The sequence below is a fragment of the Rhodanobacter sp. MP1X3 genome, from assembly GCF_014207165.1.
Classification (GTDB): Bacteria; Pseudomonadota; Gammaproteobacteria; order Xanthomonadales; family Rhodanobacteraceae; genus Rhodanobacter.
Genome location: NZ_JACHCO010000001.1, coordinates 1,201,659 through 1,217,356, shown reverse-complemented (window position 1 = coordinate 1,217,356; position 15,698 = coordinate 1,201,659). Strand labels below are relative to the sequence as shown.

At 58.7% G+C, this 15,698-nt stretch carries 16 protein-coding genes and 1 riboswitch; of the genes, 3 read left to right on the top strand and 13 right to left on the bottom strand.

Annotated elements, in window-relative coordinates:
- Positions 1 to 4: 4 nt before the first annotated feature.
- From HDE79_RS05035 to HDE79_RS05010, 6 genes are read right to left on the bottom strand one after another with little or no spacing between them, the layout of a single operon-like run.
- Positions 5 to 670 (bottom strand): epoxyqueuosine reductase QueH, encoded by a 666-nt coding sequence (locus HDE79_RS05035; protein WP_184600783.1) that lies wholly within the window; start codon positions 668 to 670, stop codon positions 5 to 7.
- Complete coding sequence (mmsB, locus tag HDE79_RS05030) at positions 667 to 1,560, bottom strand: 3-hydroxyisobutyrate dehydrogenase (protein ID WP_184600782.1); 894 nt, start codon at positions 1,558 to 1,560, stop codon at positions 667 to 669. The genes HDE79_RS05035 and mmsB overlap by 4 nt, the downstream gene beginning before the upstream one ends.
- Positions 1,561 to 1,563: 3 nt before the next feature.
- Positions 1,564 to 2,736: an enoyl-CoA hydratase/isomerase family protein gene (locus tag HDE79_RS05025; RefSeq protein WP_184600781.1), complete on the bottom strand. Its 1,173-nt coding sequence runs from the start codon at positions 2,734 to 2,736 to the stop codon at positions 1,564 to 1,566.
- Complete coding sequence (locus tag HDE79_RS05020; RefSeq protein WP_184600780.1) at positions 2,733 to 3,527, bottom strand: enoyl-CoA hydratase; 795 nt, start codon at positions 3,525 to 3,527, stop codon at positions 2,733 to 2,735. Before HDE79_RS05020 ends, HDE79_RS05025 begins: the two co-directional genes overlap by 4 nt.
- A complete protein-coding gene (locus HDE79_RS05015; RefSeq protein WP_184600779.1) occupies positions 3,524 to 4,702 on the bottom strand; it encodes an acyl-CoA dehydrogenase family protein in 1,179 nt (392 codons plus the stop codon). The genes HDE79_RS05020 and HDE79_RS05015 overlap by 4 nt, the downstream gene beginning before the upstream one ends.
- An 11-nt stretch (positions 4,703 to 4,713) precedes the next feature.
- Positions 4,714 to 6,237, bottom strand: coding sequence for a CoA-acylating methylmalonate-semialdehyde dehydrogenase (locus HDE79_RS05010; protein WP_184600778.1), 1,524 nt, complete (start codon positions 6,235 to 6,237; stop codon positions 4,714 to 4,716).
- Between the two features lie 129 nt (positions 6,238 to 6,366).
- A riboswitch (cobalamin riboswitch) is annotated at positions 6,367 to 6,587 on the bottom strand.
- 267 nt (positions 6,588 to 6,854) lie between these two features.
- Here HDE79_RS05010 and HDE79_RS05005 point away from each other — a divergent pair.
- The 3 genes from HDE79_RS05005 to HDE79_RS04995 all read left to right on the top strand — a co-directional run bounded on the left by HDE79_RS05005 (position 6,855) and on the right by HDE79_RS04995 (position 11,150).
- Positions 6,855 to 7,232: a DUF2946 domain-containing protein gene (locus HDE79_RS05005; protein ID WP_184600777.1), complete on the top strand. Its 378-nt coding sequence runs from the start codon at positions 6,855 to 6,857 to the stop codon at positions 7,230 to 7,232.
- 175 nt (positions 7,233 to 7,407) lie between these two features.
- Positions 7,408 to 9,735, top strand: coding sequence for a TonB-dependent receptor (locus tag HDE79_RS05000; protein WP_184600776.1), 2,328 nt, complete (start codon positions 7,408 to 7,410; stop codon positions 9,733 to 9,735).
- Positions 9,732 to 11,150, top strand: coding sequence for a PepSY domain-containing protein (locus tag HDE79_RS04995; RefSeq protein WP_221440006.1), 1,419 nt, complete (start codon positions 9,732 to 9,734; stop codon positions 11,148 to 11,150). Before HDE79_RS05000 ends, HDE79_RS04995 begins: the two co-directional genes overlap by 4 nt.
- A 109-nt stretch (positions 11,151 to 11,259) precedes the next feature.
- Here the strand turns inward: HDE79_RS04995 and HDE79_RS04990 are convergent, their stop codons facing one another.
- From HDE79_RS04990 to HDE79_RS04960, 7 genes are all read right to left on the bottom strand, one after another.
- The gene (locus HDE79_RS04990) at positions 11,260 to 11,736 is read right to left on the bottom strand and encodes a hypothetical protein (RefSeq protein WP_184600775.1); all 477 of its coding nucleotides are present in this window, start codon (positions 11,734 to 11,736) and stop codon (positions 11,260 to 11,262) included.
- Between the two features lie 59 nt (positions 11,737 to 11,795).
- Positions 11,796 to 12,218, bottom strand: a complete 423-nt coding sequence (locus tag HDE79_RS04985) for a hypothetical protein (protein ID WP_184600774.1) — start codon at positions 12,216 to 12,218, stop codon at positions 11,796 to 11,798.
- Between the two features lie 55 nt (positions 12,219 to 12,273).
- Positions 12,274 to 12,762 carry a hypothetical protein gene (locus tag HDE79_RS04980; protein WP_184600773.1) on the bottom strand — a complete coding sequence of 163 codons (489 nt, stop codon included), beginning with the start codon at positions 12,760 to 12,762 and terminating at the stop codon, positions 12,274 to 12,276.
- A 72-nt stretch (positions 12,763 to 12,834) separates the two neighbouring features.
- On the bottom strand, positions 12,835 to 13,671 hold the full coding sequence (locus tag HDE79_RS04975) for an IS3 family transposase (RefSeq protein WP_343205914.1): 837 nt from the start codon (positions 13,669 to 13,671) through the stop codon (positions 12,835 to 12,837).
- Entirely contained in the window at positions 13,641 to 14,033 is a 393-nt protein-coding gene (locus tag HDE79_RS04970) for a transposase (RefSeq protein ID WP_184600772.1), read from the bottom strand. The genes HDE79_RS04975 and HDE79_RS04970 overlap by 31 nt, the downstream gene beginning before the upstream one ends.
- A gap of 435 nt (positions 14,034 to 14,468) precedes the next feature.
- Positions 14,469 to 14,879, bottom strand: coding sequence for a DUF4304 domain-containing protein (locus HDE79_RS04965; RefSeq protein ID WP_184600771.1), 411 nt, complete (start codon positions 14,877 to 14,879; stop codon positions 14,469 to 14,471).
- 56 nt (positions 14,880 to 14,935) lie between these two features.
- The gene (locus HDE79_RS04960; protein WP_184600770.1) at positions 14,936 to 15,361 is read right to left on the bottom strand and encodes a hypothetical protein; all 426 of its coding nucleotides are present in this window, start codon (positions 15,359 to 15,361) and stop codon (positions 14,936 to 14,938) included.
- Positions 15,362 to 15,698 lie beyond the last annotated feature (337 nt).

The following is a 15,698-nucleotide window of genomic DNA, read 5'->3' as shown; positions in this document are numbered from 1 at the left end:
TTGCTTACGTCGTTCCACCGCTCTCGTCGCCATAGAACTTGACGCCCATGTGGATGCGCTCGCGTCCCTGATCACGTCGATGGCGATTGGTGTCACGCAACGAATAGACGCAGCCACAGTATTCTTGCTGATAGAAGTGTTCGCGCTTGCTGATCTCGATCATGCGCTGACTTCCACCGCCCTTGCGCCAGTTGTAATCCCAGTAGACGAGGCCACTGTAAGGTGCGGCGGCGCGGACGCCGCTATCAGTGATCTGTGCCATGTTTTTCCAGCGCGAAATGCCGAGCGAACTGGTAATGACGGGAAAACCATGTTCATGGGCGTACAGCGCCGTTCGCTCAAAGCGCATGTCGAAGCACATCGTGCAGCGAATACCACGTTCGGGTTCGTTCTCCATGCCTTTCGCACGCGCAAACCAGTTGTCGGTGTCGTAATCGGCATCCACGAACGGGACGCCGTGATTGCTGACAAAGCGGATGTTTTCCTCCTTGCGTAGCAGATATTCCTTCAACGGATGAATATTGGGGTTGTAGAAAAAGATCGTGTAGTCGATGCCTGATTCGAGGAACGCCTCCATCACCTCTCCCGAGCACGGCGCGCAGCACGAGTGCATCAGCAGCTTGTCGCCGCCATTCGGTAAAACCAACGTCTCACGCACAGACTCGCTCATACGTCCTTCGCCACCAGCTTCACCACGCTGGAGAAATCCAGGCCGCCATGGCCGGCACGGCTATTCATCGCATACAGATTCCGCGCCAACTCGCCCAGCGGAATCGAAGCTCCCACCGACATCGCCGCTTCGGCCGCCAGGCCAAGATCCTTCAGCATGAGATCGTTGCCGAAGCCACCGGTATAACCCCGCGATGCCGGTGCGTTCTCCAGCACACCCGGCCACGGATTGCATACTTCGGTGGCCCAGCTGCGAGCCGTACTCACCGCCATCATCTGCGACAACACCTTCGCATCCAGGCCATGTGAGACGCCCAATGCAAGGGCTTCGCCGGTGACTGCCATGATCACGCCAAGCGCCATGTTGTTGCACAGTTTGGCAACCTGGCCAGCGCCACTGCTGCCCACATGAAAGATGTTCTTGCTCATATTCGCCAGAATCGGGCGTGCGCGCTCCAGAGCTGTGACCTCGCCACCGACAATGAAAGTCAGAGTGCCTGCAGCCGCGCCCGCGGTACCGCCCGATACGGGAGCATCGATCATTGCCAGACCGTGTTTCGCCGCGGCTTCGGCGACCTTGCGCGCAGTAGCGGGAGCGATAGTGCTGCAATCAATCACCAGCGCATGGGTCGGAATGTGCGGGAGCAAACCGCTGCTCGCGTCCAGATACAGACCCTCGACATGACGGCTGGCCGGCAACATCGAGATGACGATGTCGGCATCGACCACCGCATCGATCGCACTGGTGGCGGCCACGCCGCCCGCTGCGACAGCAGCGTCGACCGCCGCGGGTGTGAGATCGAAGACACGCAGTGCGTGGCCGGCCTTCAGAAGGTTGGCGGCCATGGGCGCGCCCATGTTTCCCAGGCCGATAAAAGCAATTCGGCTCATACGCTATCTCCTTGAATCCGTGTCATCGCCCAGGTTGGCCAGCGGATGTTCGCTGTCCGGCCAGGGTGCCAAAAAGAAATCATCGACCCAGGCATGCGATGCCTCGGCCAACGTTCCGGGGCGCCAATGTGGCTGACGGTCTTTGTCGATCAGCAAGGCACGGATGCCTTCGGCGAAATCACCGTGAGCAGCACACTGCAGCGACGCCAGGTATTCAAGCCGGAACACGTCGGCCAGCGACATCGAAGTCGTGCGTCGTTGCAGTTCGAAGGCCAGCCGCGCCGAACTGGGCGCACCGGCTGCCAGCGTCTGCTTCGCTGTCTCGAGCCAGGGATCATACTGGTCGATATTTGCAAGCGCTGCGGCAATCAGCTCAAGAGCCTCGTGCGCACAGACCTGCGCGACAAGTGTGTGATGGCGCTGGAGCGGACCGTCGCCCGGCGTGCTCGCATGGTGTTTCAGCAAACCACTAAGTTGGTTGTGGGCGGCAGCGGCATCATCCGACCATGGCATGTCGATCAAGGCGTCATAGACGGCGCTGCGTTGTTCTTCACGCAAAGACCAATCCGCGAGGCCAGCATGGATCGCATCGCCGGCATTCAACGGCGCTCCCGTCAATGCCAGGAACAGACCGGCTCGGTCTGGCACGCGGTTCAACAGCCAGCTGCCGCCCACATCCGGATAGAGGCCGATGGTGATCTCCGGAAATGCCAGCTTCGAGCGCTCGGTGACCACGCGGTGACTGGCGCCCGCCATCAGGCCGATGCCGCCACCCATCACGATGCCGTGGCCCCAGCACAAGAACGGCTTCGGATAGGTATGGATGCGATAATCGAGGCGATATTCGACCGCGAAGAAGTTGCTTGCGTAGCTGTTGCCACGGATGTCGTGGCTGCCACTGGCACGGTAATCGAGCATCGAGCGATAAAGACCGTGCAGATCACCGCCGGCACAGAACGCCTTCTCCCCCGCCCCTTGCAGCACCACCATTACGATGGCAGCATCCGACGCCCACGCCTGCAGTTGCGCATCCAGCAAACGCGCCATCTCCAACGAGAGGCCATTGAGCGTCTTGGGTGCGTTGAGGGTGGCAATGCCAATGCGTCGGCCATTGGCAGTCGCGCGCTCCTCGAAAAGGACGGGCGCCTCGATCGCTTGGGCGGTTTCTGAGCTCATGCGTTCTTCCATTGCGGCGTGCGTTTTTCGAGAAACGCCTGGACGCCTTCTTTCTGGTCGGCGCTGTCGAACAGATCCACAAACGCCTCACGCTCCGCAACCAGCGCGGTGGCATGCGTTTGCATGCGCGTGGCCTGTACCATTTTCTTGCACGCGGCGACGCTGGTCGGGCTCTGCTTTTCGGCCTGGCGGGCCCAGGCGATCGCGCGTGCCTTCGCTTCGCCTTTTGGCGCGACATCTTCGACCAGACCAATGCGTAGAGCCGTCGCAGCATCGACGCGCTCGCCCAGCAGAATCATGCGTTTGGCCCAACCCTCGCCAACCAGGCGCGGCAGGTTCTGCGTGCCGCCGGCGCAGGGCAGCAGACCAACACCGGCTTCCGGCAACGCCAGTTGTGCCTGCTCTTCGACGATGCGCAGATCGCAGGCCAGCGCGCATTCCAGTCCGCCGCCCATGGCATAGCCATTGATCGCGGCAATGCTTACGCCACGGAAGGCCGATAGCGCTTCGAACGCCTCACCGAACCGGCGGGCTGTCTCGCGCGCTAGCGCCTTGTCACCCTCGGCGAACTGCTTGAGGTCCGCACCCGCGGAAAAGAACTTCTCGCCTTCACCAGTGATGACCAACGCATAGACGCTGCGGTCCGCATCCAGATCGCGAACCAGATCGCGCAACGCAGCGAGACTGTCGCGAGTCCAGGTATTGGCGGGCGGATTACTTAGCGTGACCACGGCGACGTGACCGTCGATTTCCAGTGCCAATCCGGTGTAGAGCTTGCCTACATGGCTCATCGCAATTCCTCATGGGTGTTGAGCAGGTGGCGCGCAATGATCACGCGCATGATTTCGTTGGTCCCTTCCAGAATCTGATGCACACGACAATCGCGCAGCAGCCGTTCAATGGGATATTCGCGAATGTAACCATAACCTCCGTGAATCTGCAGGGCTTCATTGCAGATGGCGAAGCCCGCATCGGTGGCAAACCGCTTGGCCATCGCGCACCATACGGTGGCATCGCTGGTGTGCGCATCGAGCTTGCGCGCAGCGGTATGCACCATCTGCCGAGCGGCGACCAGTTGCGTAGCCATATCCGCCAGCTTGAATTGCAACGCCTGGAACTCGGCCAGCTTCTTGCCGAATTGCTTGCGTTCGCCCATGTAGCGGCGAGCTGCATCGAGCGCACCTTGCGCAGCGCCCAGCGAACAGGCCGCAATGTTGATACGGCCGCCATCGAGTCCCTTCATTGCTATCTTGAAACCGTCCCCCTCTTCGCCGAGAAGATGATCGGCGGGCACACGGACGCCATCGAAGCTGACGCCGCGCGTCGGTTGGCTATGCCAGCCGAGTTTGTCTTCCTTGCGCCCATAGCCGATGCCTGGCGTATCGGAAGGCACGGCAAAGGCACTGATGCCGCGTGCGCCGCCTTCGCCGGTGCGTGCCATCACCACCAGCACGTCGGTGACACCTGCGCCTGAGATAAAAGCTTTGCTGCCGTTCACTACGTAGCTGTCGCCATCGCGTTCGGCTCGGGTTTTCAGCGATGCGGCGTCGGAACCCGCACCGGGTTCGGTCAGACAGTATGACGCCAGTTTTTCGCCGCACGCGAGTACCGGCCCCCATGCATTGCGCAACGCCGGTTGCGCGTGCGCGGTGAGCATCCAGGTCGCCATGTTGTGGATGCTGATGAATGCCGCGGTGGACGGATCGATGGCAGCCAGTTCCTCGAAGACGATAGCCGCATCCAGGCGCGTCAACCCCGATCCGCCAGCGGCTTCATCCACGTACAACCCGCAAAAGCCTAGCTCGCCGGCTTTGCTGATGGCCTCGCGCGGAAATTCGCTGTCTGCATCCCAATGCGCCGCATGGGGAGCGAACTCGGCCTGCGCGAAATCGTGTGCGGCTTCGCGAAAGGCCAGCTGCTCCTCGCTCAAATCCGTCGGTGACGACCGAGTTGCATGGATATCCATGACCGCCGCCGTCACTTCAGACTGATCGTGGTATTGACCCCGACATGCAAGCTGTCGTCGTCGAACCAGCGCTGTGTCACCGTCTTGGTCTGCGTGTAGAACATAACGACTTGCTTGCCATACGGTCCGAGATCACCGAGCTTGGACGCGCGCGAGCCGGTGAAGGAGAACAGCGGCACCGGCACGGGGATCGGCACATTGATACCGACCTGGCCGACGTCGATCTCTTCCTGAAACTTCCGGGCCGCCGCACCCGATTGCGTGAATACGGCCGTGCCGTTGCCGTTCGGGTTGGCGTTGACGATGTCGATGGCTTCAGCAAGCGAATCGGCGGCCAGAATCACCAACACTGGACCGAAAATTTCCTCGTCGTAGATGCGCATGCCCGGCTTCACGCCGGAAAAGATGGTCGGTCCGACGAAGTTACCTTGTTCATAGCCGGGTACCTGCGGCTGGCAGCCATCGAGTTCCAGTGTCGCGCCCTGTTCAATACCTGATGCGATCAGCGCCTCGACACGTTCGCGCGCCGCACAGGAAATCAACGGGCCGACATCGGTGCCGCTGACGTTGCCCGCGTTGACTTTGAGCGTCTTTGCCTTGGCCACCAGCTCGGGAATCCACGACTGCGCTTCACCCACCAAGACAGCAGTGGAAGCGGCCATGCACCGCTGCCCAGCGGCACCGAACGCCGCACCAGCCATGGCATTGAGCGTCTGCTCCTTGTTGGCGTCCGGCAATACCACGGCATGATTCTTCGCACCCATCATGCATTGCACACGCTTGCCCGCCTGCGATGCACGGTGATAGACGTGCGTGCCGACTTTGGTGGAACCCACGAACGACACGGCCTTGATATCCGAGTGATCGCAAATGGCGTTGACGACTTCTTCGCCGCCGTGGACGACGTTGAGCACGCCCTTCGGAATCCCGGCTTCCAGTGCCAGTTCAACCAAGCGCATGGTCACCATCGGATCTTGTTCGGAAGGCTTCAACACGAAGGTGTTGCCGGTGGCAATCGCCATCGGGAACATCCACAGCGGAATCATGGCGGGGAAGTTGAACGGTGTGATGCCTGCGCAAACGCCGATTGGCTGCAGCAATGTATAGGTGTCGACACCGCCAGCCACATTGTTGGCCAGTTCGCCAAGCTGCAGGTTGCCGATGGCGGCCGCGTGCTCGACCACTTCCAGCCCGCGGAACACGTCGCCTTCGGCGTCTGGCAAGGTCTTGCCCTGTTCGGCCGTGAGGATCGCGGCGAGTTCCTGCATGTGCTCGCGGATGAGCTGCTGGTACTTCAAGAAGATGCGAGCACGCGTGCCGATGGGTGTCTTGCGCCAGCTCTTGAATGCCTGTTTCGCCGCGGCCACGGCAGCATCTACTTCATCGATGGTGGCGAAGGGCACGCGTGCCAATACCGTTTGCGTAGCCGGATTGACGACGTCGCGCCATTGCTTGGAAGCCGATTCGACGAATGCGCCATCGATCAGCAGTTTGACGGTTGCGATATCAGTCGCAGCGTGGTCCAGCTTATTCATGTGTCCTGTCTCCATATCGCTCACCCGCGAGGAGGCATTGAGGAGCAGGACAAGACCAATCAGGACAGCACACAGCCGCGCCGAATCAGCTCGTCTGGTTGCCCACCGCAACGCCCGAGAAGGCCATCCCTAAGGATGTCCGCCATAGGCCGGTCTCCGGGCTTGCGAGCGATGCTCAAAGCATCACCCCGACACCTTCCCGCGACTAGCGCAGTGGTTCTGAGTCGGGTTTTCTCGCTTACCGTTGCGGGGGCAGCGCCGGCCTGGGATGAATTCATCCGCACCGGCTTCCCGTTTCACCCTGCGCACCGGAATGGCGGCGGCAGGACACCTTTAGCCCAGTCAGTGTAGCGCGGTGCATCTTTCGAACATGTTGCGGTGCGCAAGCGTCAGCATCGATATGCAGGCATCCGTTGGAAAGTGAGTGACGCGCTGTCACTTGCCTGCAGCCATGTTTCACGGTGATCGCGTAGCGCTGCCAATGGAGGTCACGGACTGACTGTTCGAGAAATCCGGTTCACGAGACTTTTTGCCGCATCACACGTTGGACTCCGCTCGACGTTGATGTGCAATTATTTACGACTATGCGCCGCTCGTTGACGCAGGATTGGGAAGCCATGTCTCGTAAGTTGACGCATCAGCGGTTCGTCGCATGGCTGGCCATGGCCGCCATGTGGCTGACGATCGTGACACCGATGGTGTCGCGAGCATTGCCTGATGCGCAATCCATGCCTGACTTGGGTGCGTGGTGTACCGGACATGGGCTTGGCGCCCATCATCCGTCCGCACCATCTGATCCGGCGCTGCATGTCGACCACTGCGGTTACTGCACGCTGCTCGGCCACAGCCCGCTGCTGTCGAGCCATACCATCGTCTTTTCGACACCGGTGCTGCCGGCAACTTCTATGCCGCGCCTGTGGGCTTCCGGCGCGACTTACGTCGAGCCGGTTCTCAGCGCCAATCCACGCGGTCCACCGACACTTCGCCACGGCTGATCCTGCGGATCGCGCGTCGCCGTCGTGCACGCGTCGATCGTTATTGCTCCACAAGGCATTCGCCAAGACAGGTGCGCATAAATCGTGCGCGCGCTGTCGGCCGTCTATGCCTCGTGGTGCCTGCCTAACTTGATTGCTGCCGCCACCGCGGCGCGTCATAGACCGGAAGTTATTCATGCGATTTTCTCCTTCGAACAGTGCATTCATCGCACTGCCGCTTGTTTTGCTCTTTCCTTGCTTTGCGACGGCGCAGGGCGCGACGGATGACGCATACACGTCACCATCGACTACCGCCAAGACACTCAAAGCCGTTGAGGTGAATGGGGTGAAGCCAGCTTCGCCGCCGTTCGATCCCAACATACCCGTGGTAGTCGAAACCATCAGCGCGGCGCAGTTGCACGATCTCAACATCGTCAATGCCGAGGACTCACTGAAATACATGCCAGCTATGGGCATACGCAAACGTTTCATCGGCGATGAAAACGCCACGTTTGCGGTGCGAGGCACCAGCAATTCGCAAAGCGCCCGTGGCCTGGTGTATCTGGATGGTTTGTTGCTGAGCGATTTTTCGAACAACGCGTTCAGCACGCCACCACGCTGGTCGATGGTGTTTCCCGATCATCTGGCACGGGTCGATGTGCTGTATGGCGCCTACTCGGCGCTGTATCCAGGCAACGCGATCGGCGCCACGGTACTGATGACCACCCGCATGCCAGACAAACTGGAACTGTCTGCGCAAACGCAACTGTTCACCCAGCATGTCGACAACGACGGCGTCGACGGCAACTACGGCGGTAGCCGCAACAGCGTCACGCTAGGTGATCGCGTGGGCAAGTTGTCGTTTCTGGTCGGATTCGCGCATCTGCAAAGCAACGGTCAGCCACTGGTATTCGCCACGCAGAACCTCTCAGGCACCGTAGCCAGCAACACGGCGATTCCAGTCACCGGCGCGCTCACCGATGTCGGCCCGAATGGTCAGCCGCGAACCACCTTGGGCATCAATAGCGAAGGACAGGAAGCCACCTCGCAGGATCAGGCCAATCTCAAACTCACCTACGACTTCACCCCGGACCTGCGAGGCGGGCTGGACATCGGCTATTGGAGCCAGGATCTCAGCCATCGAACAGAGAGCTATCTTCGCGATGCCAGCGGCCAGACGGTGCTGGCGGGAACGGTGGCGATCGATGGCCAGCAATACGTCATACCGGCCAGCTTTTTTGCGCCGAGCACGCGCCGCAGTGAAAACTATCTCTACGGCATATCACTGGGTACGCACCGCGAGAGCGGCTGGAACGTACAGGCGCAGGCATCCTACTTCGATCGCGACAAGAGTCAGGATCGCTCCGCGAGCAGTGCGCTGACGAACGACGGTCCAGGTCAGATCACCCTTGGTGACGGCAGCCGCTGGCGTACGTTCGACCTGCGCAGCAGCTACCGTCCCGATCAGATCGACGCTGGCAGCCACTGGGTCAGCATGGGCTATCACTACGATGGCTATGCGCTGGTCAACAACACCTTTGCCCTGAGCCAGTGGCTTGACGGATCCGCCGGTGCGCCAATCAGCGCAACCGGGGGCAGCACCCAAACCCAGGCAATCTATCTGCAGGATGCCTGGCAGCTGAGTGCCCGTTGGCAGCTCACTTACGGAGCACGCTACGAGCAATGGCGAGCCTTCGATGGCTTCATCAGCAAAACGAACGGCGCGACAACGAGCTACGCCGCGCTGCTTCCGCGCAAAGAGAAACATCTGTCGCCAAAGGCCTCGCTCGCCTTCCAACTGGACGATGCATGGCTGCTGCGATTGTCTGGTGCACGCGCGTATCGCTTTCCGACGGTAGGCGAATTGTTCCAGGGATCGTTCAGTGGCTTGAGTCTGGTCAACAACAATCCCTACCTCAAACCGGAAAACGATCTCTCCCGAGAACTTTCTGCCGAATGGACGACCGCGCGCGGCCTGACCCGCTTTTCCCTCTACCGCAGCGACACCCGCGATACGCTTTTCAATCAGACTGACTACAGCGTATTTCCCACGGTCACCAATGTGCAGAATGTGGGACTAGTGCGCACCCGCGGTGCGGAAGTCAGTTATCAAGGCCAGGGCGTGCTGTTCGACCGTCTGGATCTGACGGCCAACGGTGCGTATACGCAAGCCACCACCGTGAGCGATCCGCAAAACCCGACCGCCGAGGGCAAGCAGTTCTATCGCGTGCCTCGATGGCGCGCCAATGTGATTGGCACCTGGCACAGCAGTGAGAGTACGTCGCTGACCCTGGCCGGACGTTATTCCAGCCGCCAATACAACACGCTCAACCACAGTGATATCAACCCCGATACTTTCGGTGGCGTCAGCGATTTTCTGACTTGGGATACCGGCTTCAACTGGACGGTGAATGCGCACTGGAATGTCGGGGTCGGCATGGACAATCTCACCAATCGTCGCTACTACGTTTACTACCCGTATCCGTCGCGCACCATCTATGTCAAAGCCGAGGTGCATCTGTGAATGCCATACCTGCAATGGCCGACCTTCCCAAGGCGACCACGACGACGCGGCGACAGCAGATTTACCGCCTGATCTGGCGTTGGCATTTCTATGCTGGTCTGTTCTGTCTGCCGTTTATCGTGTGGCTATCGATCACAGGGATGATCTACCTGTTCAAGCCGCAGATCGAACCACTGCTGGAACGACAGTATGCCCACGTCACCACCGGCACATCGCAGCCAGCATCTGCTCAGGTCGTCGCCGCACTGAAAGCAGTACCCGGCGGGGTGCTGAACGCCTACGAGTTGCCTACCTCACGCGACGCGGCGACGCGCGTCCTGGTCGGTAAAGGCCCGGAAATCATTCGCGTGTTTGTCGATCCGTCCAGCCTTCGCGTGTTGCATGTTGTAGGCGAGAGCGATCGCTTCATGCGAGTGATTTTCTATTTGCATGGCGAGCTGCTTCTAGGCACAGCAGGTTCGATGCTGGTGGAACTGGCGGCCTCGTGGACCATCCTGATGCTGTTGAGTGGACTCTATCTGTGGTGGCCTCGAACGCGCCACCTCGGCGGCGTGCTGTATCCACGTTTGCGCCACGGCTCGCGCACGTTCTGGCGCGATATGCATGCGGTAACCGGCGTCTGGGTGTCGTGCTTCGCACTGTTTCTGCTGGTGTCGGGGCTACCGTGGAGCAAATCCTGGGGCGGCATGCTGCATACACTGCGGCAGACTTATGCCAGCACCGTTACCACGCAGGACTGGAGCATCGGCAGCGCACACGACCGGGCGATCGCCGCCCTGCAAAATGCTCCTGCACGAGCGCCTTCCATGCCGGGCATGACCATGCCAGGCGATGCTGATGGAGGCCTTATCGGTATGGACTACTCGGCACTCGATCGCCTGGTGCCGACGGTCACTGCACAAAAGCTGGCACCACCGATTCTGATTTCACCACCGTCCAAATTCGCACCCACCTGGGCCGCGCGTTCCGATGCGGGTGATCGCCCCTTGCGTGTTGATCTTGTGCTCGATGGCGCTACCGGCACCATGGTCAGTCGCACCGCATTTTCACAGCGTCCACTGCTCGACCGGATCATTGGCTACGGCGTGGCCATCCACGAAGGCCAGCTGTTTCCGCCACTCAACCAGATCCTGGGCGTGTTCACCGCGCTCGGCATGCTCACGTTGTCCTCAAGCGCCGTCGTGCTCTGGTGGCGGCGCCGACCTACCGGCTCGATCGGCGCCCCACCTGCGCATGCTGGCGTGCGCTATCCGTTCGTCATGATCGGCCTACTGGTCTTACTTGGACTCTTACTGCCACTGCTGGGAGCCACCATGCTGATCGTCCTCCTGCTCGAACGCCTGGTGCTCAATCGATTTGCGACAGCACGACAGTTCCTGGGTCTCGCCTCGGCGTCAAACCTGCCTGCTGACTGAGGAGCTTAAGTAAAAAGACACTGGACGACCTTTGATGCCACCCGATGCAGATCGAGTGACTGGGACATATGTCGCATGAAAAATGATGACCACTTCCACGGACGAAATGTCAGGGCGCATGCTGGCTATGCTCGAACTGCAAAGCCAGCGACTTGCCCACAGGAGTTGACTGCCATTGTTCCGTAAGCTCCAAGATTCTCTTGCGCACGGCATCAATGTCATCAGCTTCTAATGCCAAAGGTTCGCATTGACGAGCTCTACAAGTGACTTGATACAAGTCGAGCATGTCTGTCGAAGAGCTGCTCCAGCCTGACCAGCCGTCAGCTTGAAATACCTCGACGAGGCGCTCCACTCCATCGCTCTCAGACTCGGCCTCCATATGGAATGAGGCTGTCTCACCATCAAGAACGCGACCGACAAAGCCCCTCTTGTGGAGCGTATGCTCGACAGCGTAGTGAACCATGTCATGAGGAATGATGCCTTGCTTGGGGCATTCAATACTTTCAGCAAGATCGGTAAGGGAGTCATCTCTGATCACTTCCATCTTGTCGTGTTTTCCGGATCCTTTCGTAAAGATGAGTTGCATGATATGCGCCCGAACGCTGGAGTTAAGCGGCGGCATAGCCGTCCGCCTTGAACGAGTAGTTAGGCACCCAGCTCCTGAGAGCTGAGCGCCTGAGTAAGTAACACAAACATGCCGGCGAGCACTAGATAAATGATGCCCACAATTGCCTCCAATGTCGCGAACGAGGTCGCCTCCAAGGCCCTGCTAACTCTGTCAGTGCCTGCACGTTCCAGCGCATTCCGTTGCTTCGAGGCGACTAATAGCGTGCTGAGAAAGAACGCAGCAACGAACAGGAAAGCTAAAGGAATAGGCATAAAGCGTCGCCCAATAAGAAGACAGAGCGGACCTAGTGGATACAACAACACCAAGCCGTCCAAAAGGGATGATTGACCAAACTCGCGCCGAACGGATGACTCACGACGCAGGGCTGCGAAAGCACGGACCGCAATGACAAGCAAAGCAAGGAACAGAACGATAGCGATGCATAGTGCGATGATTAACATGGGTGCCTAACGCTGGAGTTAAGCGGCGGCGTAGCCGTCCGCCTTGAACGAAATGTTAGGCGACAAGCTTGCCGCGCATCTGCCGCTTTTTTAAAGCTCCGTAAACTGACAATGCAGTGAAAAGATACGTGAGTCCACCGAGTACAGGGAACCATTTGCCCGAATAGATGCCAGAGGCAACCGTAAAAATCGCTATGACACCAAATGATGCCACGAACACTTTCATTGCCCACGGTGGAAGCAAGCCACCATCTGCCTTGCGTCCGCTGCCGGTGAATCCGCGATAGGCCAGCATTAGCAAAAAGTACAGTAGCGCAAGGCAGACTGCTAGAACAACAATGGTCGATAGGTCGAGCTCGCTTGGCTTAGCTACTACTTGGGACAGGATGCCGAAAGCAACCCATCCCGGAGCGAACGCAAAAGCACACAAGATCGCGGCCGATAAAAGGCGGAAAAAGATTGCAAAAATTCTTCCAGCTTTTGCGAGCGCAGTGAAAGACGCGCGGCGAAAACGATACAAAAAAGGAGGCTTTCCCACTTTCATTTTACGGCCTAACGCTGGAATTGAGCGGCGGCGGAGGCGGAGAGTTCCTACGAAAAAGTGGACACCGACTGGTTAGCCGCACTGGGCTTCGAATTCGATAGGAGAACGATAGCTCAGGGCGCAGTGTAAGCGCTTGCTGTTGTAGAAATCGATGTAGCCGCGCACAGCGTTTCGCAGCGCGCTGTCGCTGGCGAAACCCCGCCGGTGATACATATCTGATTTCATGGATTTGTTCCACGACTCCATATGCGCGTTATCGGTCACTCGGCGCGGGCGATTCACGCTCTGTATCAGCCCGGCTTTCGCCAGGGCCTTCTTGAAGTCACTGGCCAGAAATTCCACGCCGCGATCGCTGTGCAGCAACGTGCCCGGCGCTGGCTTGCGTTGGCGCAAGGCGGCGGTCAGTGCTCGTCGGGTCAGGCGAACCGTTCTGTCCAAACCCAGCGACCACCCCAGCAATCGGCGTGAATAGCGATCCATCACCGTGGCCAGATACCGCCACTGTCCCGATACCTTCAAATACGTCACATCGGTGACCCACACCTGATCGATCCTGTCTACCGTCAACTCATGGATCTGATTGTCGACGCTGGAAAAGAAACGATCCACGCCGGGACACCGTCGATACAGATCAGTCGAGCACCCGCGGATGGCGTGGTCTCGCATCAGCCGCTCGATCCGACGGCGGCCGACCGAGCCATCCTGGCGCCGTAGCTCAGCGTGCACGCGCGGGCTGCCATAGGTCTGTTGGCTGTCGTTGTGCAGCTGGCGAATGCGTTCAAGCAGGTGCACATCGTTCTGCGCGCGGATACTGGCGGGGCGATCTCGCCAAGCATAATAGCCACTGGCACTGACACCGAGCAGGCGGCACAGTGGCCTCACCGGGTAGTGCGCTTGCTGCTGCTCGATGAAGGCAAAGCGTTCGCTTTTCGAGCCGAAGTGAACGCGATCGCTTTTTTTAAAAGGTCATGCTCGATCTTCAGTTGCTCGTAGGCCTTTTTCACCCGACGCAGTTCCTTGAGCTCCGCTGCCATCGCTTTGTCGACAGCCACACCCTTTGTCATGATCAATCCCTCGCGCGCTTGTTTGCGCCAACGAGACAACATGAAAGGATGGATGTAAAGCGATGCGGCCACGTCTTGCACGGCCACGCCAGGCAACTCACTTAAACGGACGGCTGTCGCCTTGAATTCCTGGGTATATCGGTACGTCGTGCGCGGACCAGGTCTGGGCATGAGAACACTCCTGAAGTGATAGTTCAGGGTGTCCACTAAAGCGTAGGAAGTCTCCCGTCCGCCTTGAACGAATTGTTAGGCCCCGAACCGCTGGACGACGGACCGACAGGCCGCTGTGGCTTGCGCTGTTGCCCACGCTACAGCGGATTGTATTTGTGGCTCAAGCCTCGCTAACGCCTCCGACGACCAATGAGCTCTAACTTGCCCAACAGGCAAAGAATCGGTCTCGGAAGAAATGGCTGCAAAAGTAACAAAATCTTTGTCCCACTCGTCCACTTCGACTTCCCAGCGAAGTGACGCAAGCTCATGACACCCTTCTAGAACCTGCACACTGCCGGTGAGGATGCCCGTGGCCAATTCGGCCGCTCGCTGGCGGCAAGACAGCACATATTCCTCATGTGTCATGTGGTTGCTCATTGGGCCTAACGCTGGAGTTAAGCGGCGCCAAAGGCGTCCGCCTTGAACGAATTGTTAGGCGTCCGCCCACCAACGCGCGCCCTGTGAGTCTAGTAGTGCCAGAAGGCGATTTGATGCTTTGGCTGCGTCAGTGACGAAATCTTGAGACTGAAACCAGTAGTCATGACTACTGGATGTGGCTCCAAGACGATAGCGCTTATTGATGTGCTGCGCGGTCAACTTGTTTGGTGGGACCAGCTCGCCCCAAGGCATTGAGAAAGGTCCGTATGGAGCTTTAGCTAGCTCGACCACGAAGTTGCCGCTGCCCCACTTGTCCAGTTGGAAAGTAATGAGATAAACCGATGAATCAGCCGTACGGCGAAAATGAGGGAACGATCCGGTAAAGCCACGCAAACGAAGGGATGGAGCTACGTGCTCCTTGAGCATCGCACGGATGTCTACTTTGGAATCTGAGGGTGGGGACATGCGCTGCCTAACGCTGGAGTTAAGCGGCGGCGTAGCCGTCCGCCTTGAACGAGTAGTTAGACGTTTCTGCGGCGTTGGGCTAAACGAACGAGCGCTACTGCTGCTGGCAGCATGAACGCTGTTGATAGGATGCCGGGAAGAAAAGCCATGGTATTGCTAAACGCTGCACGGTCAACGAAGACGAGACGGTATTGCCACAGAAAGCTGGGCACAACTGCAAGAACCGCGTAGACGAATATCTTGCGCGGACGCAATTTGCATAGAACGTAGGCAGCTGGCAGGCAGAGCGTAATGTTGATTAGCCAATCCTGAGCGTACAGGATCGCTTTCCATGAAAAGCCCGTAATGCCATGCGTGGCTAGCCAGGAAGGAATTGGCGAATAGACTGCCAAGTAGTTCCACGAATAGAGCAGAAGAATCGTTTGCAAAGCGCCCAAGGCAAGCGCAATTGGGGCCGCCAGGAAAAAATTGTCAGATTTCACGGAAGCCTCCAAGAAACGTCTAACCAAATATAGATTTCAAAATGCAGTCTAATCCTGCAGCCTATCATCGTCTTCTCAATTTCTTCATTGCGCCATCGGACTATATGAATCAATGACTTGTGCAATCTTTTGCCATCTAATCCTGCAGCCTAATCTCGCCATATCGAATTGAGGCGAGGATGCCGGTGCCGGCCTTCCATGAAGCCCGATACGGAGCAAGTGATTCGCCGCTACAGCCGCCAAAGTTGCTTGATGTCCGCCATCGCTGCTCTTCCACACCCATGCGCCTGTGGCATTGGCACATCCGTGTGCGGCACAGATCTACACGCACGTAGTC

Excerpts from the sequence above, each read along its gene's own strand:
- HDE79_RS04990 (WP_184600775.1), bottom strand. The coding sequence starts at position 11,736 with ATGCAACTCATCTTTACGAAAGGATCCGGAAAACACGACAAGATGGAA.
- HDE79_RS05035 (WP_184600783.1), bottom strand. The coding sequence starts at position 670 with ATGAGCGAGTCTGTGCGTGAGACGTTGGTTTTACCGAATGGCGGCGAC.
- HDE79_RS04965 (WP_184600771.1), bottom strand. The coding sequence starts at position 14,879 with ATGTCCCCACCCTCAGATTCCAAAGTAGACATCCGTGCGATGCTCAAG.
- HDE79_RS05015 (WP_184600779.1), bottom strand. The coding sequence starts at position 4,702 with ATGGATATCCATGCAACTCGGTCGTCACCGACGGATTTGAGCGAGGAG.
- HDE79_RS05020 (WP_184600780.1), bottom strand. The coding sequence starts at position 3,527 with ATGAGCCATGTAGGCAAGCTCTACACCGGATTGGCACTGGAAATCGAC.
- HDE79_RS05025 (WP_184600781.1), bottom strand. The coding sequence starts at position 2,736 with ATGAGCTCAGAAACCGCCCAAGCGATCGAGGCGCCCGTCCTTTTCGAG.
- HDE79_RS04985 (WP_184600774.1), bottom strand. The coding sequence starts at position 12,218 with ATGTTAATCATCGCACTATGCATCGCTATCGTTCTGTTCCTTGCTTTG.
- HDE79_RS05010 (WP_184600778.1), bottom strand. The coding sequence starts at position 6,237 with ATGAATAAGCTGGACCACGCTGCGACTGATATCGCAACCGTCAAACTG.
- HDE79_RS05005 (WP_184600777.1), top strand. The coding sequence starts at position 6,855 with ATGTCTCGTAAGTTGACGCATCAGCGGTTCGTCGCATGGCTGGCCATG.
- HDE79_RS04980 (WP_184600773.1), bottom strand. The coding sequence starts at position 12,762 with ATGAAAGTGGGAAAGCCTCCTTTTTTGTATCGTTTTCGCCGCGCGTCT.
- mmsB (WP_184600782.1), bottom strand. The coding sequence starts at position 1,560 with ATGAGCCGAATTGCTTTTATCGGCCTGGGAAACATGGGCGCGCCCATG.
- HDE79_RS05000 (WP_184600776.1), top strand. The coding sequence starts at position 7,408 with ATGCGATTTTCTCCTTCGAACAGTGCATTCATCGCACTGCCGCTTGTT.